The following is an 18,123-nucleotide window of genomic DNA, read 5'->3' on the forward strand; positions in this document are numbered from 1 at the left end:
GGAATTGTTTCAGGCGGCGACAAGCGCGCCGTTCCTGGCGACGGCGATGCCATTGCGGTAGACCGCGCGGCGTACGGGACGGGATGCGACGGCGTCGGCCCGTGTCTCGGCGGACACCAGAATGAAGGTGGCGGTGCAGCCGGGCTCCAGTCCGTAGTCTTCGAGCGCCATGGTGTTGGCGCCACCATAGGTGCACAGGTCGAGCGCCAGCTCGATGTGCACGTCGTTGATGAAGTCGTTACGCTGCGAGATGATGGCGGCGCGGTCGAGCATGTCGGCATTGCCGAAGGGCTGCCACGTGTCGCGCACGCCATCGCTGCCCGAGCAGATCCTTACGCCCATTTCGCTGAGGTCCAGCACCGGCGGGCGCGGGCTTGCCGCGCCGCCCTTGGTCATCAGGTGCACGCCGGCGTCCGCCATCATGCCGGCGAGCCGCGCCAGCGGCTTGTCGGCCAGCATGCCGAGGCAGAAGCCGTGGCTGACCGTGACGCGATCCGCCATGCCGAGCGCCCTGGTGCGTTCCACGATGAGTTCGATGGCGAAGACGCCGAGCGCGTCGGGCTCGTGCAGGTGAATGTCGACCGGCTTGCCGTAGCGTTCGGCCATGGCGAAGACGGTGTCAAGATGGCCCTTGGGGTCGCGGTCGACGCCCGACGGGTCGAGGCCGCCCACCACGTCCGCGCCTTCACGCATCGCCCTGTCCATCAGTTCGACCGTGCCGGGGCGGATCAGCATGCCGCTCTGGGGAAAGGCGACGATCTCGATGTCGACGATATCGCGGTAGCGTTCACGCGAGGCGAGCACGCCTTGGAGGCCGGCGAGGCCGTATTCCGTGTCGATATCGACATGGGTGCGGATATGGCATGTGCCGTTGGCGACGGAGCGCTCGATCTGCACGGCCGACTGGCGTGCGGGGTCGATGCCGAGTTCGCGCTTCATCAGGCGCTCGTTCTCGATGAGATCGATCAGCTCGAGACCGACATCATTGCGGTACCAGGGCATGCCGAGCAGCGTCTTGTCGAGATGGGTATGAGCATCGACGAGGCCGGGGAGCATGAGAAGGCTTTCGCCGTCGACGACGGACAAACCCGCCACGGCAGGCTGCGCGCCATGCGGAAGAATTTCGGCGATCCGCCCGCCGCGGATCACCACGTCGCTGGCCGCCGCTCCGTTGGGGCGCACATTGGTGAAAACAAAATCTGTCGACATCGGGTTTCTCCAGGGATCGGGATTTCAGCCGAAACGGCTCATGGCGTAGGGCGCGGGATCGGCGAAGGGCGTTTCGCCGGTCATCATTTCCGCCAGCAGCCGGCCTGTGGCCGGGCCGAGCGTCAGGCCGTGGTGGTTGTGGCCGAAGGCGAACCACAGGCCCTTGTGGCGCGGCGCCGGGCCGATGATCGGCCGCATGTCCGGCAGGCAGGGCCGCGCGCCCATCCACGGCGTCTGCTCGACGCGCCGGCCGAGCGGGAAGATCGCGCGGGCATGGGGTTCCGTCTGGTCCACCTGCACGGGGCTTGCCGCGTCGTCGCGGGCCGCAAATTCGATACCGGTCGTCAGGCGGATGCCGCGTGTCATGGGGGCGAGCAGATAACCGCGCTCCACGTCGACGACGGGATGGTTGAGCACGGCGTCGCCGGCCGGCTCGATGTGAACATGGTAGCCGCGCTTGACGGCAAGCGGGATGCGGTAGCCGAGCGGCTTGTAGATCGTGTCCGACCACGGCCCGAGGGCCACCACCGCCTCGCCGGCGGTGATGCGGCGACCATCCGCAAGGAGGCTCCAGCGGCCCGCCTGCGCTTCAAGGCCTGCCGCATCGCCGCGAACGATCGTGCCGCCCCGGCGCGTGAAGAGCGCGGCATAGTCCGCCACCAGCCCGCCGGGATCGGCAACGGTGGCGGGATCGAGCCAATGCACGGCCCCGGCAAAATGGCCGGTCAGATGCGGCTCGCGGGCGGAAAGCTCCTGCGGTCCGAGCAGGTCGTAGCGGATGCCGAACGCGTCCAGCGCGCGGGCGGCCTGCTTGGCGGCGGCAAAGGCCTTTTCGCTCCGGTAGGCTTCCACCCAGCCGGTCCGGCGCGCCCGGTGCGGAACGCCCGCTTCGCTCATCAGCGCCGTATGTTCGGTGACCGAACGCTCGATGAGCGGCAGCATGTCCGCGGCGGCGCGACGCAGCCGTCGGCTGGAGGATTCCAGCCAGAAGCGGGCCAGCCACGGCAGGACTTTCGGCAGGAAGGTCCAATGGAAACGCACATCGGCGGAGCGGTTCGTCGCATATTTCAGCAGCGTCGCGATTTCCCGCGGAAAGCCATAGGGAATGACGCTTGCCCGTTCGATCAGCCCGGCATTGCCATAGCTCGTTTCCTCGCCCGGAGCGCGGCGGTCGATCAGCACCACGGACTTGCCGCGCTTCTGCAGGTGCAACGCCACCGAAACGCCGATGATGCCGGCGCCGAGCACCAGCACATCCGCGTCGGATTGCTGGTTTTCCAAGGGGGAAAGTGGTCCGGGTGATTGAGACATGATGACAGTTTTCTGACTTTATTTTGCGTTGTGTTAATTATATAACATTACGGAAGGGCTTCCCGCCCGGTTGGCGGGCGGACGAAAGGCGACGGACAAACCATGCGGAACGGCAACTGGGTGGACGAAAGTTCGGTGCGGCAACGACTTGCCGTGGCTTCGACGGAGGCGACGGCCTCGGGCAAGGCGCTGGCGAATTTCATGCTGGCCCATATCGGCGACCTGCCCTTCGAGACCGCGCGCAGCCTCGCCGAGAAGGTGGGCGTCAGCGAATTGACGGTCGGCCGTTTCTGCCGGTCGATCGGCTACGATGGGTTCAAGGACCTCAAGGACCGGCTGAAGGACGACATCAGCGACAGCCCCTGGCTGCTCGGCGACCGGCTGAAGGACCTGCAGCAGAAGAGCGCCACCGACACGGCGCTGGCGCGCAGTCTCGAACTTGCCGTCGCCTCGGTCGTGCGCGTCTATGAATATGCCGAGACGGAGGCCTGGGATCGGGCGGCGCGGCGTATCGCCGGTGCGGACCGCGTCTTCGTTGCCGGTTTCCAGACCGAGCGCGGACTTGCCGAGGCCTTCGCCCATATGCTGCGTTACCTGCGGGACGAGGTGACGGTGGTTGATGTCGGCGGCGGCAATTTCGCCGAGGTGCTCCTGACCGATCCGGCCGGCTGCGCGCTCGTGCTGATCGACGCGCGGCGCTACTCGCACCAGTCCAAGCTGCTTGCCGCCATGGCGTCCGAGCGGGGCATGCCCGTCACCATCGTCACCGACCTCTACTGCGACTGGGCGGCGAGCCATGGCGACGAGGTCTTTGCCGTGCCGACGGACCTCAACCTCTTCTGGGACGCGACCTCCGGCATGTGGACGCTGCTGCAGCTTCTTCTCAACAGCGTCTTCGCCCATTGCGGCCCGTCCGTCGAGGCGCGGCTGAACGATGTCGCCGGCCTCTACGAGCGCTTCGTGGGCTATAGCCGCAGTCTGAAGTAGCGTCCTCATCCGCCTGTCTCAGCCGTGCGAGGAGATGAACTTGCGGAAGCGCTCGGAGCGCGGCGCGGTGAAGACGTCCGACGGCGCGCCGTCTTCCTCGATCTGGCCCTTGTGCAGGAAGATGACGCGGTTGGAGACGTCGCGAGCGAAGGCCATTTCATGGGTCACGACCAGCATGGTGCGTCCCTCGTCGGCCAGCGCCCGCATGACGCGCAGCACCTCGCCCACCAGTTCCGGATCGAGCGCCGAGGTCGGTTCGTCGAAGAGCATGACCTTCGGTTTCATGGCCAGGGCGCGGGCGATGGCGGCGCGCTGCTGCTGGCCGCCGGAAAGATGCGTCGGATAGAAGTCGCGCTTGTCGGCGATACCGACCTTGGCGAGCAGGTCGAGCGCCTCCTCGCGGCATTCCGCCTTCGGCCGTTTCTGCACGTAAACAGGGGCTTCCATGACGTTTTCGAGGATCGTCATGTGGGACCAGAGATTGAAGCTCTGGAACACCATGGCGACATTCGTGCACAGGCGGCTGAGCTGCCTGACATCCGCGGGCTGGCGGCCATGGCGGCCGTTCTTCAGGCGGATCGCCTCGCCCTCGATGTGGATCTCGCCGTCGGTCGGCACTTCCAGCATGTTGATGCAGCGAAGCATGGTCGACTTGCCGGAGCCCGAGGACCCGAGCACGGAAATAACCTCGCCCTCCTGCGCGTCGAAGGAAATGCCCTTCAGCACCTCCAGGGCGCCAAAACTCTTGCGCAGATTGCGGACGGAAACGGCAGGCGTGGTGGCGGCGGTCTCAGGCATGTTGCAGCGCAGCTCCGGGAGAGGCGGGTGTCGGGATGGGGCGAAGGTGCGGCGACAGCCGCCATTCGATGAACGCCACGAGGCGAGTGATGGCGAAGTTCAGCGCGAGATAGATGAGGCCCGCCACGATGAAGACTTCCAGGGCCCGGTAGGACTGGGAGATCAGCTTGGCGGCAAGGCCGGTGACCTCCAGCATGGTGATGACGGAGGCGAGCGAGGTCGCCTTGATCATCAGGATGATCTCGCTGGCATAGGCGGGCAGGGCCTGGCGCAGGGCGATGGGGAAGATGATGCGGCGATAGAGCAGCAGACCCCACATGCCGCTCGCCCGTGCCGCCTCGACCTGCTGGTGCGGCACGGCCTGCAGGCCGCCGCGCAGGATCTCGCTGGCATAGGCGGCGGTGTTGAGGCTGAGCGCGAAGATGGCGCACCAGTAGGGCTCGCGGAAGAAGCTCCAGAGGCCCCAGGCCTGCAGGGCCGGCCGGAACTGGCCGAGGCCGTAGTAGATGACGAACATCTGCACGAGCAGCGGCGTGCCGCGGAAGACGAAGACGTAGAACTGCGCGGTCCAGCCGAGCGGGCGGACGGGCGACAGGCGCATCAGTGTCAGCAAGACCGCCAGGATGCCGCCAAGAGCCGTGGAAACAAGGGCCAGATTGAGCGTGAGCGGCACGCCGGACAGAAGCTGCAGGAAGGTTTCGGAGAGAAAGGCGATGTCCATCATGCCCTCCTGACGCCACGCAGCGAGCGGGCTTCGGCCTGGCGGAAGAGATAGGAGGATGCGGCCGTGATCACGAGATAGAGCAGGGCGGCGGTGATGTAGAAGTCGAAGGGTCGGCTGGTGGAGCCGGCGGCTATCTGCGACTGGCGCAGCAGTTCGACGAGGCCGGTGACCGAGATGAGCGCCGATTCCTTCAGGACGAGCTGCCAGGTGTTGCCGAGACCGGGAATGGCGTAGCGCAGCACCTGCGGGGCGATGATGCGGCGAAAGCGCAGCCATGTGCCCATGCCGACGGAACGCGCCGCTTCGAGTTCGCCGCGGCTGATCGTGTTGAAGGCGCCGCGAAAGACCTCCGCCTGATAGGCGCCGGAGACGACGCCGATGGCGAGCACGCCCGTGATGAAGGCCGGCATGCCGACGAAGCCCTTTGCCCCGAAGAGGCGGGCGACCGCGCCTAGCGCCGCGCTGCCGCCGAAATAGAAGAGGTAGATGACGAGAAGGTCGGGAATACCGCGCAGTACGGTCGTGTAGCCGTCGCCGAAGGCGCGAAGGGCCCGGCTGCGCGAGAGCTTCGCGGCGGTGATGCCGGCGCCGATGATCGACCCGGCCGCAAAGCCGCCTGTCGCCACCGCGAGCGTCATGCCCGTCGCCGCCAGCAACGCAGCGCCCCAGCCTTCGGGGCCGAAACCGACGAGATCCAGGAAGAGTGCATCCTGCATCAGAGCGCTCCCTCGGGCGCAGGCACGCCCCTGCCGTCGGGGGCGAAACGCCACCGTTTGTCCGTCATCGATGTTCCTCCGTAAGCCCGCGCTCCTCAGGCGGGTGCGCCCATGGAAGGGCGTTGTCAGTTTTATAACTGTATACAATTATTCTGTCAATTAGCTGACAATATGGCTGTGTTGATTTCTGAAAACGCGCATTTTGACAGAAAAATCCCGCGCAGCTTTCCAGTTTGCACGGGATGGGACGGCTTACTTAAAGATGGCTTCCGCCTGTTGTATGCAACTTTGGCGGCGCGTGCGTCAGTCCACCCGTCCGCTGTAGCGCAGCAATGCAGGCACCCGAAGCGCCAGCAGAATGAGGCAGGCCGCCAGCGCGGCCCCGTTGATCAGCGCGACATGGACGATGCCGATGGCCTCGGCCGCCAGGCCGACGAGGAGGCTCGCCAGCGGCATCACGCCGATGGTCAGCTCCTGGATGCCCATGACGCGGCCCTGCACATGCGGCTCCGTCATCATCAGCAACAATGTCGTCTGGAGGATGCCGAAGGGCGAGGCGGCAAGGCCGATGAGAGCCATGAGCGTGAAGGAGAGCGGAACGGAGGAGGAGAGCGCGAAAAGTGCCCAGAGGGCGCCCCAGGTCGCGGTGCCGAGCACGAAGAGCCCGCCCTTGAACCGGAAGTCGCCGAGGCTGGCGATCAGCAGCGAACCGGTCAGGCCACCGGCGCCCGCGCAGGCGAGCAGCCAGCCGAGCCCTTGCGGCGACAGTCCGAGATGCTCCTTGGCGATGACGGGCATGAAGCCGTGATAGACCGGCCAGAGGAAGATGTTGGCGGCGAAGGTGATGCCGAGCACGCAGGTGAGCAGCCGGTTCGACCGGATGGTCCGGAAGCCGGTTGCGAGGAGCGCGCCGAGGCTTTCCTTGTGGATATCCCGACTGTTGCGGACGGAGCGCAGCGGCCAGAGCGCCAGGAAGGAGACCAGATACCACAGGGCCGAAATGGCGAGCGCCGCGGCCGCGCCGAAGGCCGCGATCATGGCGCCGCCAAGCGCCGGGCCGATCACCTGCGTCATGCTGAAGACGATGGAGTTGAGCGCATTGGCATTGCTGAGGCTCTTGCGGCCGACAAGTTCGGCGACCAGCGAGAAGCGCGCCGGCTGTGAGGGCGATTGCGCAAGGCCGATGCAGAAGCCGCCGAAGACGAGACCCCAGAAGGATATGCGGTCGAGCGCGACGAGGAGCGCCACGGTGGAAATGGCGCAAAAGGCCCAGCCGGAGGCGAAGAGCAGCAGTTTCGGCCGGTCGAACCGGTCCGAAACCACGCCCGCGATCGGTCCCAGCATCATCGGCAGGAGCCGCGCCGCCGTGAAGATGGCGACGGAAAATTCCGAATGGGTGATCTCGAAAACCAGCCAGCCGAGCACGAGCGTCTGCGTCCAGACGCCGGCGAAAAAGAAGAGGTTCGAAAGCCACAGCAGCCGGTAGCGCGGGTAGAGGATGAGCGATGCGGCGACCCGCCCGACAAGTCCGCCGGACGCGCGCGGCCCTTCGCCGGGCGCGCCGGGAACGGGCTTCGACAGGGTGGCGGTCTCGGGATGCGGCATGGCAGGGCTTTCCGGGCATGGCTGCGCGATCGCGCCAGGGCGCGGGCATCCTTCCCTTCGTCTCGATGGGGCGGCGGAGCGGGCAGTGTTGCCGGAAAGCCGGATGCGGCCTCGCCGGATCGGCGGCTGACGCTTCCTGTATACGGATCATCAGGTGAATTCCGAAATTAAATATCGGGATGTCTTCCATTGAAATCTCGAATGATTGGCGGTGGCAATCATCATCGGGATTTCTCCTGCGGTGTTTCGCAGAGGGATTAAAGCGTATTGCAAAATGAAACGATGTTTTGTAAATCAAAACGCGAGGAGATCGTTTCATGGACCGTCTGCATTGCCGCATCGGCGCGCTGGAGCTGAAAAATCCGCTGATTGCCGCGGCCGGGGAACACATGATCGACGCTTCCGGCGTCGAGCGGGCCATCCGGGCGGGCGCCGGTGCCGTCGTCGTCAAATCGACCAACGAGTCGCAGGCGGCCAAGGATCAGTTGCTGAGGGCCGAATACATGGCCTTCGGGCCGGACTGGCGGCCGGCTGCCTGGGGCCCCGATGCGCCGGCGGATGTAACACTGGCCAGCCGTTCGGGCCTGGCGCCGCAAGCCTTCGATCAATGGCTTTCCCAGGCGGTCGCGCTCGACAAGGTCGCGCGTCAGCACGATTGCCTGCTGGTTGCGAGCCTCATTCTCGCCGATCTCGATCAGGCGGAGGGGCTTGCCCGGCAGGTCGAGCAGGCGGGCTTGCGCGCGCTCGAATTCAATATCGGCACGCCCTATGCGAGCCAGGCCGCCAAGGGGGCTGTCTCGACGGAGCTTCTGCCAGAGCGCGTGCGGATGATCGTCTCGCGCATCCGCGCCACGGTCTCCCTGCCGCTCGCCATCAAGCTGACGGGGCAGAGCGAGCGGGTGCCCGAGCTTGCCGAGGCGGCCTTCGACAGCGGCGCGAACAGCGTCGTCATGGCTGGCCGATTGCTTGGATTCGTTCCGGATGTCGAAACGCTCGATCCGTTTCTCGGAACGAGCCTTGCGGTCGGCGGCTACTGGAATCTGCCGTTGACCTGCCAGTGGCTGGCGCTGACGCGCGCCCGGCTCGGCCGCGATGCGCCGCTCGTCGGCATCAATGGCGCACAGAGCGGGCTGGATATCGCCCGCATGCTTCTGTCCGGCGCCTCGGCGGTGGGCATGGCCTCGGCCGTGATGATGCGCGGCTATGCGGCAATCACCGAGAGCCTTGCCGATCTCGACCGCTGGCTCGCCGAAAAAGACCTGACCGCCATCGAGGCGATCGGCATCAGCGCGGACCGCCGCAAGAGTTTTGCCGAGATGCCGCTGATCGGCGAGCACTGGCGCAAGTTTATCCCGGCCTGAGACGCCGGCAGGAGGAGAAGATGAGCGAAACCGTTGACGCCAAGCGCGAGGCAGAGATTTCCGAACTGATGCAGGGGGCGGTGGATCTTCACGTCCACAGCGGCCCCTCGCTGATGCCGCGCATCGTGGACCATATCGAGGTGGTGGCGCAGGCGGCCGAGGCCGGCATGGCGAAGGTCCTGCTGAAGGACCACTACTACCCGACCATGCCCATCGCCCATCTCATCAACAAGCACTATCCGAGCCAGGTGAAGACGCTGGGCGCCATCGTGCTCAACAACCCGCTCGGCGGGCTCAATCCGAGCGCGGTCGACTATGCGCTGAAGCAGGGCGCGCGCATCGTCTGGATGGCGACCGCCCATGCGCAGAACCATCTCGACCACGACAAGAAGGACGCGGACTTCAAGAACAAGTTCCCCGTCAATAGCAAGAAGACCGTGGCGCCCGTCGGCTGCCGGCTGATCGACGACAAGGGCGTGGTGCTGGACGAGGTGAAGCTGATCCTCGACCTGGTGGCGCAGGCCGATGCGGCGGTCTCCGGTGGCCATCACCATATTGACGAGCTCTGGCCGTTCTACGAGGAGGCCAAGGCCCGCGGCGTCACGCGGCTCTTCCTCAACCACCCGACCTATGTGAACGACGGCTCCTTCGAGGACGTCGCGCAGCTCGCCCGCATGGGTGTGAAGATCGAGCATTCGATCTGCATGTTCGTGCCGTCCACCTTCTACCTCTTCGACCACGATCATCTGAGGAAGGTCATCGCCGCCGCCGGCGTCGACAACACCTTCTTCGGTTCCGATCTCGGGCAGAAGAACAACCCGACGCCCGTCGAGGGCTTCCGCCAGATGATCGGCCTGCTGCTCGATCTCGGTTACGCCAAGGCGGATATCCGCAAGATGGTCGCCACCAACGCCGCCGAGTTCATCGGGGACGCGGGATGAGCGACGCGTCCTTCACGGCGCGTGTGCGACGGGGCGATGTGCTGGTCGGCACGTTCCTCAAGACGCCGGCCTTCCATTCCGTCGAAATCCTCTCCCGCGCCGGACTGGATTTCGCCGTCGCGGACGGCGAGCATGCGCCCGTCACCGTGGCCGATATCGACCGCATGGTCGCCTGCTCGGGCGGCTGGCCGTTGCTGGTGCGCGTGGCGCGCAACGATGCCTCGGCCATCGCGTCCGTGCTGGATCTCGGCGCGCGCGGCGTGGTCGTGCCGCATGTGCGCGGACCGGAAGATGCGCTTGCCGTGCTGGAGGCCGCCGATTTCCACCGCGGCCGCCGGGGCTTCTCGCCCTCGGTGCGCGCGGGCGGTTATGGCACCGACATGCCCGCGGCCTACCGCGAGCGTGCCGACGGTGAGCGGGTGATCGCGGTGCAGATCGAGGATGCGGAGGCGGTCGAAGGCATCGACGCCATCGCCGCGATGGAGGGCGTCGACGTGCTCTTCATCGGCCCGGCCGACCTTGCCCTGTCGCTCGGCTGCAAGCCGGACGATCCGCGTCTTGCCCATGCCATCGAGACGGTGGCTGAGGCCGGACGCCGGCACGGCCGCACGGTCGGCATCTATGTCGGCGCGCCGGAGGCCATCGCAGCCTATCGGCGGCTCGGCATCACTTTCTTCATCTGCGGCTCGGACCAGAGCTTTCTCCTCGCCGAGGCCCGGCGTGTGAAGCGTCTGGCGGATGCCGCCTCACACGAATGACGGAGGCAGACATGAACATCCATACGGTCGATTGGGAAGCCATGGACTGGACGCCGGTGCGTCCGGGCATCGAGCGCAAGGCCTTTTCCGGTGACGGCGCGACGCTGGCGCTGCATCGGCTCTGGCCGGGCCACGAGACACGGCCGCATTCCCACCCCAACGAGCAGATCGTCTACATCCTTTCCGGCCTCGTCGATTTCCACATCGGCGACGACGTGGTGCGGCTGGGGCCGGGCGGTCTTGCCAAGATTCCGGGCGGCGTCACGCATTATGTCGAGGTGGTCGGCGACGAGCCGGCCTTCAACCTCGATGTCTTTACCCCCGCCCGCCCCGAATATGCCTGAGAGGATCAGCCCATGACCGCATCCCTGTTCATCGACGGCGCCTGGACCGCCGGCAGCGGCACGCGCCGCGGCAAAGTCGTCAATCCCGCGACCGGCCAGGAGATCGGTGACGTCGCCTTCGCTGAGGCCACCGATCTCGACCGGGCGCTTGCCGCCGCCGAGCGCAGCTTCGCCGCCTGGCGGCGCACCACCGCCTTCGAACGCTACCAGATCCTCGCCAAGGCCGCCGGCCTCGTGCGCGAGCGCGCCGAGACCATCGCCGCCGCCATTACCCGCGAGCAGGGCAAGCCGCTGGCCGAGGCGCGCATGGAAGCGGGCGCGACCGCCGATTTCATCGACTGGTATGCACAGGAAGGCCGCCGCGCCTATGGCCGCGTCATTCCCTCGCGCATTCCCGGCGCGCGGCAGATGACTGTCGCCGAACCCGTGGGCCCCGTTGCCGCCTTCAGCCCGTGGAACTTCCCCTGCGGGCAGCTGGTGCGCAAGATCGCGGCGGCGCTCGCCGCCGGCTGCACCATCATCGCCAAGGCGCCGGAGGAAACGCCGACCTGCGCCATCGAACTCGTCAAATGTTTCGCGGAGGCGGGCGTGCCGGCCGGCGTCGTCAATCTCGTCTTCGGCGTGCCGGCGGAGATTTCCGGCCACCTCATTCCGTCCCCTGTCATCCGCAAGATCTCCTTCACCGGTTCGGTCGCGGTCGGGCGGCAGCTTGCGGCGATGGCGGGCCAGCACCTCAAGCGCACGACCATGGAGCTTGGCGGCCATGCGCCGTTCATCGTCTGCGGCGACGTCGATGTGGCGGCCGTGGCGACGCTCGGAGCCGGCACGAAATTCCGGAATGCGGGCCAGATCTGCACCTCGCCGACGCGTTATCTCGTCGACAGCGCGGTGCATGAAAACTTCCTCGAACGCTTCACGACCATTGCCGAAGGCCTTGTCGTCGGCGACGGCGCGGCGGCGGGCACGCAGATGGGGCCACTCGCCCATGCACGGCGCATCGATGCCATCGACGGATTGGTGCGCGATGCGGTGGAAAAGGGCGCGAGGCTCGTCACCGGCGGCCGGCGCATCGGCAACCAGGGCAATTTCTATGCGCCGACGGTGCTGGCCGACGTGCCGCTGGCCGCGAGGGTGATGAGCGAAGAACCCTTCGGGCCGCTTGCCATCGTCAACCGCTTCGACGGGCTGGATGCGGCGATCGCGGAGGCGAACCGTCTGCCGGTCGGCCTCGGGGCCTATGCCTTCACTCGTTCCAGCGCGAATGCCGCCCGCCTTGCCGACGAGGTCGAGTCCGGCATGGTCTCGATCAACCATTTCGGCCTTGCTGCGTCCGAAACGCCCTTCGGCGGTGTCAAGGATAGCGGCCACGGCAGCGAAGGCGGCAGCGAGGGGCTGGAAGCCTATCTCGCGCACAAGTTCGTCAGCCAGATCGGCGCCTAGCGAAAGGGGCGGGGTGGGTCATGGAGTTCCGGCATCTCGTTACCGACCCCGTCGCCATCGCTGCCCTTGAGGGCGGCGAACCGGACTTCGCGGCCCGGCTCACGGAGGCGACCGGCTGCGTCGCCGACCGGGCGGCGATGACGCTAGATTTGGTCATCGCCGGGCGCGAGCACCGCTTCGCTTTTCCGCGTGCGGCGGAATTCGAGGCGGCGCTCGCCGCCGTCCGGCGGGCCGGCGTACCGCTCGCCGGACATCGGGCGCTGGTCGGCAGTGCCTGGCTCACCGTGCTGGCCGGTCTCATCCTCATCCTCGTCCTCTGGCTGCTGCAGGGAGTGATCCTGTGAGACGCGTTTCCATCCACATTCCGGGATTCCGGCACAAGAATCCCATCCCCAATGCCGCGCGGATCGGCAATCTCGTGATGTCGGGCATCATCAACGGCGTCGATCCCGAGACCGGCGAGGTCGCCGAGGGCATGGAGGCGCAGTGCCGTTTCCTGTTCGCGCATGTGCGCAGCATCGTGGAAACGGCCGGCGGCACGACGGACGATATCCTGAAAATCACCGTCTGGATGCGTGACCGGTCGCGGCGCGAGGCGCTGAACCGGGAATGGCTGGCAATGTTCCCGGATGAGGCGAGCCGCCCGGCGCGCCATAGCCTTCAGGCTGACCTTGAGGGGCGGCTGGAAATCCAATGCGATTTCGTCGCTGTTCTGCCCGAGAAGGAAACCGCGCCATGAGCGAGTATTTCCCCTTCGATCCCGCCCCGCACGGCCCCGCCTTTGCGGTGCCGGCCGGGGCGACGGATTGCCAGTTCCACGTCTTCGGTCCGCCGGAGACCTATCCCGTGCGGCCGGGCGCGGCCTACCAGATGCCGCGGGCGACCATTGCCGAGGCGCTGCGCATGCACGCGGTCCTCGGCATTGCGCGCGGCGTCATCGTGCAGGCGACCACCTACGGCACGGACAACAGCGCGATGCTGGATGCGCTTGCCATTGCCGGCCCAAACTATCGCGGCTGCACCATCGGCGCCTCGCTTCTCGACCTCGACGACCGTGCCATCGGCCTGCTCGATGCGGCGGGGGTGCGCGGCGCGCGGTTCAATTTCCTCGGCGCGGTCAATCTGCTGCCCGACGAGGCGGCCTTCGCGCGCGCCGTTGCGCGGGCGAAGGAGCTTGGCTGGTACATCAAGATCCAGCCGGGGCAGGCGGGCATTCTCGACAGCGTTTCGCTCTATGAGACGCTCGATCTGCCCGTCGTCATCGACCATATGGGCCGGCCGGATATCCGCGAGGGTCTGGACGGTCCGACCGTGGCGAAGGTCTGCGACCTCCTCCGGCGCGGCAATGTCTGGGTGCTGCTGTCCAACGGACACAAGATTTCGGCGGAAGGGCCGCCCTGGGCCGATGCGGCGGGGATCGCCCGCACCTATATCTCCGCCGCGCCCGACCGCGTGCTCTGGGCAAGCGACTGGCCGCATCCCCTGTCGAAGACACCGCCGCCCAATGACGGCGATCTTCTGGACCTCCTCAACCGCTACTGCGATGGCGACAAGGCCCTGCTGCGCACGATCCTCAGCGACAACCCCGCCGCCCTCTTCGGCTTTCCGGCCTGGAGCATGTCAGGCTCAGATTGAACCGGACATGCTCTCAATTCTTTTGTTTTCGTTTGTCAGGGAAAACCGGTTTCCACTTTTCCCTGACAAACTCTAGCGGTTGCCGATCGCCATCTTGTCGTAGCCGAGGTTCCAGGAGATGCGCAGGCTCGCCTTCAGGAGCGCCTGCACCTGGGCCTCGTCGGGCGTCGCCTTGATGTTCTGGATGGAGCCGACGATGGCGATGGTGCCGGCAAGGTCGCCGGTGCCGTCGAGCACCGGAGCGGCCACCGCATTGATGCCGAAGGTCTCTTCGTTGGCGGCGGTGATATAGCCCTGCCGGCGGGCGCGTTCGATATCGGCCTCCAGCGCCGCGGGATCCGTCAGCGTCTGATCGGTAAGCGCCGTAAGCGGCTTGCGCAGGATCTGCTGGAGCAGCGGCTTGCGGCTGAAGGCAAGCGCGATCTTGCCCTGCGCCGTGCCATGCAGCACCAGTTCGCTGCCCTGCCGCACGCCGATCTCGTCCGGCGCCGCCGCCACGGCCTCCAGCACATCGAACGCCATCTGAACGGATTTTACACCCCCGTCCGAGCGCATCTTTTCATTCATCGCGTGTTTCCCCGTTCGTTGATGCGTTCCGCCTGCATTCCGTTTCCAAGAGCTAACGCCCCGATGGCCGGTGCACAAGTCCGCTTTGCATTTGTACAAAATTTGTCTTGTAATGCAAAACGCAATTTTATAATGTGAAACGATAGACGGGAGGGCCTGTGATGAATCAGATTATTCCAAACTCCGCTTCGGGTCGCGATATCAAATTCCACGCCCATCCTCAGACCAATTTTCGCCTGCATGAGCAGGTAGGGCCGGCCATCGTCGATTCGGGTGACGGTGTTCGCATAAGCGATACGGACGGGCAGCAGCTCATCGACGGCATGGCGGGCCTGTGGTGCGCCTCGCTCGGCTATTCCGAGCGCCGTCTCGTCGAGGTCGCCCATGCCCAGATGCTCAAGCTGCCCTATATCCAGACCTTCGCCCATCGCACCAGCGAGCCGGTGATCGATCTTGCCGAGGCGCTGATCGCCCGCGCCCCGTCGCCGATGTCCAAGGCGCTGTTCCAGGCGTCCGGCTCGGAGGCGGTCGATACGGCAATCAAGCTTTCCTGGTTCTACCACGCGGCCATCGGCAAACCGGAAAAGCGCAAGATCATCGGTCGTCAGCGCGCCTATCACGGCACGACCATCGCCTCGGCCAGCCTCACGGGCCTGCCCAACATGCACAATGGCTGGGGCCTGCCGCTGCCGGGCTTCCTGCACGTCTCCTGCCCGGACACTTACCGCGGCATGCTGGCGGACGAGACGGAGGAGGCCTATTCGGCCCGCCTCGGCGAGGAGCTGGAGGCGCTGATCCTGCGCGAGGGGCCGGAGACGATCTCCGCCTTCTTCGCCGAGCCCGTCATGGGCACGGGCGGTGTCGTGGTGCCGCCGCGCGGCTATTTCGATCATGTCCAGCGCATCCTGCGCAAATACGAGATCCTGTTCGTCGCCGACGAGGTGATCTGCGGCTTCGGACGTACGGGCGCCTATTGGGGCTCGCAGCTCTATGGGCTGGAACCGGACATGCTGACCTGCGCCAAGGGTCTGTCCTCGGCCTATTTCCCCATCTCTGCGCTGATGATGACAGACCGCGTCTACCAGGCGGTCGCCGATTTCACCGCGCAACTCGGCGGCTTCGGCCACGGCTACACCTATGGCGGCCATCCGGTGGGTGCTGCCGTCGCGAACGAGACGCTGAAAATCTACGACGAGATCGACATCTGCGGCCAGGTGCGCGCCAAGGCGCCGATCCTGCAGGACGGGCTTCGGGCTCTCGCCGGCTCCTCCATCGTCGGCGACGTGCGCGGCATCGGCCTGATGGCCGCCGTTGAATTCGTCGAGGACAAGGCGGAAAAGCGGCCCTTCGCGCCGGCCGCCGGCATCGGGGCGAAGGTCGCCGACGCCGTGAAGGCGCGCGGCGTGCTGCTGCGGGCGCTGGGACCGACGCTGGTCTTCTCGCCGCCCCTCGTCGCCGCGCCCGGTGACATCGAGGCCATCGTCGCCGCCGTCAAGGGTGGCATCGAAGAGGTAGAGGGGCAGCTCGGCCGATGACGAGCCCGGAGCGCCAGACGGGAGAGGGGGCTCCCATCGTTTCCTTCCGGTCCGTCACCAAGCGGTACGACGGCAAGACGACCGTGGTCGACGGGCTGGATCTCGACATCGCCAGGGGCGAGTTCCTGACATTGCTCGGCCCCAGCGGCTCGGGCAAGACGACGACGCTGATGATGCTGGCCGGCTTCGAGTGGCCGGATGCCGGCACCATCACCTTCGAGGGCCGCGACATTACCGGCCTGCCGCCCTACCGGCGCGACATGGGCGTGGTGTTCCAGAGCTACGCGCTGTTCCCGCATATGAGCGTGGCGGAAAACATCGCCTTCCCGCTCGGCGTGCGCAAGGTCGATGCGGCCGAGCGGCGGCGGCGGGTGGAAGAGGCGCTGGCGCTGGTGCATCTCACCAGTTTCGCCGACCGCCATCCCGCTCAGCTTTCGGGCGGCCAGCAGCAGCGCGTGGCGCTTGCCCGCGCGCTCGTCTACCGGCCGCGCATGGTGCTGATGGACGAACCGCTCGGCGCGCTCGACAAGGCGCTGCGCGAGCAGATGCAGACCGAGATCAAGAACATCCACCGCCAGCTCGGCCTCACCTTCGTCTATGTCACGCATGACCAGGACGAGGCGCTGACCATGTCGGACCGCGTCGCGGTCTTCCATCAGGGCCGCATCCAGCAGATCACCTCGCCGACCGAGATCTACACCCGGCCGCGCAACCGCTTCGTCGCGAGCTTCCTCGGCGAAACCAACATGCTGGAAGGCACCGTGACGGCGCTTTCGGACGGCATGGCCGACATCCGCCTTGCCGGCGGCACCGTGCTTTCTGCGCGGGCGGGCGAGGGGCTTGCGGTGGGCGGCCCCGCCGTCTTCGTCGCGCGGCCGGAATCCATTTCGCCTGCTGCCGCCGGGCCGAACCGGCTCGACGGTACCGTCAGCGAAAGCGCCTTCCATGGCGACCATGTGCGGGTGCGCGTGGACATACCGGGCGGGCAATCGCTGCAGATCAAACTCAATCCGCAATCGGGCGCCTGCCTGCCGGGGGCCGGCGGGACGGTGTCGCTCTCCGTGCCGGCGGCCGATGCGCTGGTTCTCGCATAGTGCATGACTTCAAACGAAAAAGGGGAATAGACATGCTCAAGAAAACGCTTCTCGCCTTCCTCATGGCCAGCGTCGTGCCGCTTGCGGCCGCCAATGCCCGCGACCTCGTGATCGTCTCCAACGGTGGCACGTTCCAGGAAGCCCAGCACAACGCCATCTTCGTGCCCTACCAGGAAAAGAGCGGCAAGAAGGTGGTGGAAGACACCTGGGAGAACGGTATCGGCGTGCTGCGCACCAAGGTGGAAAGCGGCGACAGCGGCTGGGACATCGTGATCGCCGAGAGCGAGGAACTGCAGATCGCCTGCGAGGAAGGGCTGATCCTGCCGCTCGACGTTGACCGCCTCGGCGGCAAGGACAACTACGTGCAGGGCGCCGTCAGCGAATGCGGCATCGGCGCGGCGATCTACAATCACGTTCTCGCCTATGACAAGTCGCGCATCAGCGCGCCGCCGAGCTGGGCCGATTTCTTCGACCTTGCGAAATATCCGGGCAAGCGCTCCATGCGCAACTCGCCGAAGACCAGCCTGGAATTCGCCCTGCTCGCCGACGGCGTGAAGCCCGACGAGGTCTACCAGGTGCTCTCGACGCCCGAGGGTGTCGACCGGGCCTTCGCCAAGCTCGACACGATCAAGTCGTCGTTGGTCTTCTGGTCCTCCGGCGGCCAGCCGATGCAGCTGCTCTCCTCCGGCGAGGTGGTCATGACGACCTCCTTCAACGGTCGTGTCACCAACGCGATCAACAAGGAAAACAAGCCCTTCGGCATCGTCTGGGACCAGTCGCTGCAGACCGTGGACAGCTGGGTCATTCTCAAGACCTCGCCGAATGTCGACGCCGCCTACGATCTCCTGAAGTTCGCCGGCGAGGCGGAGCCGCAGAGCCACCTGCCGGAAGTCCAGCCGATCGGCATCACCTCCGCCAAGGCTTTCGACCTCATCGACGCCAAGCTGCGCGCCGATCTGCCGACCGCGCCGGAAAATGCCGGCAACGTGCTGAAGATCGACGATGCCTTCTGGATCGACAATATCGACACCCTGACCGCCCGCTGGGCGGAATGGTCGGCCAAGTAAAATGAAGACCCCCGCGCGCAGTCCTGCGCGC

19 protein-coding genes are annotated in these 18,123 nt (G+C 66.2%); 12 read left to right on the plus strand and 7 right to left on the minus strand.

Going from position 1 to position 18,123, the window contains the following annotated elements; genetic code table 11:
- Positions 1 to 9 precede the first annotated feature (9 nt).
- Complete coding sequence (locus V8U06_RS18605) at positions 10 to 1,209, minus strand: amidohydrolase family protein (protein ID WP_427141944.1); 1,200 nt, start codon at positions 1,207 to 1,209, stop codon at positions 10 to 12.
- Between the two features lie 24 nt (positions 1,210 to 1,233).
- Complete coding sequence (locus V8U06_RS18610) at positions 1,234 to 2,520, minus strand: NAD(P)/FAD-dependent oxidoreductase (RefSeq protein WP_427141945.1); 1,287 nt, start codon at positions 2,518 to 2,520, stop codon at positions 1,234 to 1,236.
- A gap of 102 nt (positions 2,521 to 2,622) precedes the next feature.
- On the opposite strand from V8U06_RS18610, the gene V8U06_RS18615 reads away from it, so the two are divergent.
- Positions 2,623 to 3,507: a MurR/RpiR family transcriptional regulator gene (locus V8U06_RS18615; RefSeq protein ID WP_427141946.1), complete on the plus strand. Its 885-nt coding sequence runs from the start codon at positions 2,623 to 2,625 to the stop codon at positions 3,505 to 3,507.
- An 18-nt stretch (positions 3,508 to 3,525) separates the two neighbouring features.
- Here the strand turns inward: V8U06_RS18615 and V8U06_RS18620 are convergent, their stop codons facing one another.
- The 4 genes from V8U06_RS18620 to V8U06_RS18635 form a co-directional block, all read right to left on the minus strand.
- On the minus strand, positions 3,526 to 4,305 hold the full coding sequence (locus tag V8U06_RS18620) for an ABC transporter ATP-binding protein (RefSeq protein ID WP_427141947.1): 780 nt from the start codon (positions 4,303 to 4,305) through the stop codon (positions 3,526 to 3,528).
- Positions 4,298 to 5,026 carry an ABC transporter permease gene (locus V8U06_RS18625; RefSeq protein WP_427141948.1) on the minus strand — a complete coding sequence of 243 codons (729 nt, stop codon included), beginning with the start codon at positions 5,024 to 5,026 and terminating at the stop codon, positions 4,298 to 4,300. The genes V8U06_RS18620 and V8U06_RS18625 overlap by 8 nt, the downstream gene beginning before the upstream one ends.
- Complete coding sequence (locus V8U06_RS18630) at positions 5,026 to 5,745, minus strand: ABC transporter permease (RefSeq protein WP_427141949.1); 720 nt, start codon at positions 5,743 to 5,745, stop codon at positions 5,026 to 5,028. Before V8U06_RS18630 ends, V8U06_RS18625 begins: the two co-directional genes overlap by 1 nt.
- Before the next feature lie 303 nt (positions 5,746 to 6,048).
- Complete coding sequence (locus V8U06_RS18635) at positions 6,049 to 7,350, minus strand: MFS transporter (protein WP_427141950.1); 1,302 nt, start codon at positions 7,348 to 7,350, stop codon at positions 6,049 to 6,051.
- Between the two features lie 317 nt (positions 7,351 to 7,667).
- On the opposite strand from V8U06_RS18635, the gene V8U06_RS18640 reads away from it, so the two are divergent.
- Genes V8U06_RS18640 through V8U06_RS18675 form a run of 8 tightly spaced genes read left to right on the plus strand, consistent with a single transcriptional unit; the run spans position 7,668 to position 13,829 of the window.
- Entirely contained in the window at positions 7,668 to 8,711 is a 1,044-nt protein-coding gene (locus V8U06_RS18640) for a hypothetical protein (protein WP_427141951.1), read from the plus strand.
- 20 nt (positions 8,712 to 8,731) lie between these two features.
- Positions 8,732 to 9,652: a DUF6282 family protein gene (locus tag V8U06_RS18645; RefSeq protein WP_427141952.1), complete on the plus strand. Its 921-nt coding sequence runs from the start codon at positions 8,732 to 8,734 to the stop codon at positions 9,650 to 9,652.
- Positions 9,649 to 10,410, plus strand: coding sequence for an HpcH/HpaI aldolase family protein (locus V8U06_RS18650; RefSeq protein WP_427141953.1), 762 nt, complete (start codon positions 9,649 to 9,651; stop codon positions 10,408 to 10,410). Before V8U06_RS18645 ends, V8U06_RS18650 begins: the two co-directional genes overlap by 4 nt.
- A gap of 11 nt (positions 10,411 to 10,421) precedes the next feature.
- The gene (locus V8U06_RS18655; RefSeq protein WP_226922032.1) at positions 10,422 to 10,754 is read left to right on the plus strand and encodes a cupin domain-containing protein; all 333 of its coding nucleotides are present in this window, start codon (positions 10,422 to 10,424) and stop codon (positions 10,752 to 10,754) included.
- 12 nt (positions 10,755 to 10,766) lie between these two features.
- Entirely contained in the window at positions 10,767 to 12,194 is a 1,428-nt protein-coding gene (locus V8U06_RS18660) for an NAD-dependent succinate-semialdehyde dehydrogenase (protein ID WP_427141954.1), read from the plus strand.
- Positions 12,195 to 12,214: 20 nt separating this feature from the next.
- Positions 12,215 to 12,538 (plus strand): hypothetical protein, encoded by a 324-nt coding sequence (locus tag V8U06_RS18665; RefSeq protein WP_427141955.1) that lies wholly within the window; start codon positions 12,215 to 12,217, stop codon positions 12,536 to 12,538.
- Positions 12,535 to 12,933, plus strand: coding sequence for a RidA family protein (locus tag V8U06_RS18670; RefSeq protein ID WP_427141956.1), 399 nt, complete (start codon positions 12,535 to 12,537; stop codon positions 12,931 to 12,933). The genes V8U06_RS18665 and V8U06_RS18670 overlap by 4 nt, the downstream gene beginning before the upstream one ends.
- The gene (locus tag V8U06_RS18675) at positions 12,930 to 13,829 is read left to right on the plus strand and encodes an amidohydrolase family protein (protein WP_427141957.1); all 900 of its coding nucleotides are present in this window, start codon (positions 12,930 to 12,932) and stop codon (positions 13,827 to 13,829) included. Before V8U06_RS18670 ends, V8U06_RS18675 begins: the two co-directional genes overlap by 4 nt.
- A gap of 72 nt (positions 13,830 to 13,901) precedes the next feature.
- On the opposite strand, the gene V8U06_RS18680 is transcribed toward V8U06_RS18675, so the two are convergent.
- Positions 13,902 to 14,396, minus strand: a complete 495-nt coding sequence (locus V8U06_RS18680) for an IclR family transcriptional regulator domain-containing protein (protein WP_427141958.1) — start codon at positions 14,394 to 14,396, stop codon at positions 13,902 to 13,904.
- A gap of 161 nt (positions 14,397 to 14,557) precedes the next feature.
- On the opposite strand from V8U06_RS18680, the gene V8U06_RS18685 reads away from it, so the two are divergent.
- From V8U06_RS18685 to V8U06_RS18695, 3 genes are read left to right on the plus strand one after another with little or no spacing between them, the layout of a single operon-like run.
- Positions 14,558 to 15,931: an aminotransferase gene (locus V8U06_RS18685; protein WP_226922026.1), complete on the plus strand. Its 1,374-nt coding sequence runs from the start codon at positions 14,558 to 14,560 to the stop codon at positions 15,929 to 15,931.
- Positions 15,928 to 17,025, plus strand: a complete 1,098-nt coding sequence (locus tag V8U06_RS18690; protein WP_226922025.1) for an ABC transporter ATP-binding protein — start codon at positions 15,928 to 15,930, stop codon at positions 17,023 to 17,025. Before V8U06_RS18685 ends, V8U06_RS18690 begins: the two co-directional genes overlap by 4 nt.
- Positions 17,026 to 17,057: 32 nt before the next feature.
- Positions 17,058 to 18,092, plus strand: coding sequence for an ABC transporter substrate-binding protein (locus tag V8U06_RS18695; RefSeq protein ID WP_226922024.1), 1,035 nt, complete (start codon positions 17,058 to 17,060; stop codon positions 18,090 to 18,092).
- Positions 18,093 to 18,123 lie beyond the last annotated feature (31 nt).

It is taken from the genome of Shinella sp. G-2 (assembly GCF_050172695.1).
In the GTDB taxonomy this organism is placed as follows: domain Bacteria; phylum Pseudomonadota; class Alphaproteobacteria; order Rhizobiales; family Rhizobiaceae; genus Shinella.

Excerpts from the sequence above, each read along its gene's own strand:
- V8U06_RS18650 (WP_427141953.1), top strand. The coding sequence starts at position 9,649 with ATGAGCGACGCGTCCTTCACGGCGCGTGTGCGACGGGGCGATGTGCTG.
- V8U06_RS18685 (WP_226922026.1), top strand. The coding sequence starts at position 14,558 with ATGAATCAGATTATTCCAAACTCCGCTTCGGGTCGCGATATCAAATTC.
- V8U06_RS18635 (WP_427141950.1), bottom strand. The coding sequence starts at position 7,350 with ATGCCGCATCCCGAGACCGCCACCCTGTCGAAGCCCGTTCCCGGCGCG.
- V8U06_RS18660 (WP_427141954.1), top strand. The coding sequence starts at position 10,767 with ATGACCGCATCCCTGTTCATCGACGGCGCCTGGACCGCCGGCAGCGGC.
- V8U06_RS18680 (WP_427141958.1), bottom strand. The coding sequence starts at position 14,396 with ATGAATGAAAAGATGCGCTCGGACGGGGGTGTAAAATCCGTTCAGATG.
- V8U06_RS18640 (WP_427141951.1), top strand. The coding sequence starts at position 7,668 with ATGGACCGTCTGCATTGCCGCATCGGCGCGCTGGAGCTGAAAAATCCG.
- V8U06_RS18655 (WP_226922032.1), top strand. The coding sequence starts at position 10,422 with ATGAACATCCATACGGTCGATTGGGAAGCCATGGACTGGACGCCGGTG.
- V8U06_RS18630 (WP_427141949.1), bottom strand. The coding sequence starts at position 5,745 with ATGCAGGATGCACTCTTCCTGGATCTCGTCGGTTTCGGCCCCGAAGGC.
- V8U06_RS18675 (WP_427141957.1), top strand. The coding sequence starts at position 12,930 with ATGAGCGAGTATTTCCCCTTCGATCCCGCCCCGCACGGCCCCGCCTTT.
- V8U06_RS18625 (WP_427141948.1), bottom strand. The coding sequence starts at position 5,026 with ATGGACATCGCCTTTCTCTCCGAAACCTTCCTGCAGCTTCTGTCCGGC.
- V8U06_RS18690 (WP_226922025.1), top strand. The coding sequence starts at position 15,928 with ATGACGAGCCCGGAGCGCCAGACGGGAGAGGGGGCTCCCATCGTTTCC.
- V8U06_RS18615 (WP_427141946.1), top strand. The coding sequence starts at position 2,623 with ATGCGGAACGGCAACTGGGTGGACGAAAGTTCGGTGCGGCAACGACTT.
- V8U06_RS18665 (WP_427141955.1), top strand. The coding sequence starts at position 12,215 with ATGGAGTTCCGGCATCTCGTTACCGACCCCGTCGCCATCGCTGCCCTT.
- V8U06_RS18620 (WP_427141947.1), bottom strand. The coding sequence starts at position 4,305 with ATGCCTGAGACCGCCGCCACCACGCCTGCCGTTTCCGTCCGCAATCTG.
- V8U06_RS18605 (WP_427141944.1), bottom strand. The coding sequence starts at position 1,209 with ATGTCGACAGATTTTGTTTTCACCAATGTGCGCCCCAACGGAGCGGCG.
- V8U06_RS18610 (WP_427141945.1), bottom strand. The coding sequence starts at position 2,520 with ATGTCTCAATCACCCGGACCACTTTCCCCCTTGGAAAACCAGCAATCC.
- V8U06_RS18645 (WP_427141952.1), top strand. The coding sequence starts at position 8,732 with ATGAGCGAAACCGTTGACGCCAAGCGCGAGGCAGAGATTTCCGAACTG.
- V8U06_RS18695 (WP_226922024.1), top strand. The coding sequence starts at position 17,058 with ATGCTCAAGAAAACGCTTCTCGCCTTCCTCATGGCCAGCGTCGTGCCG.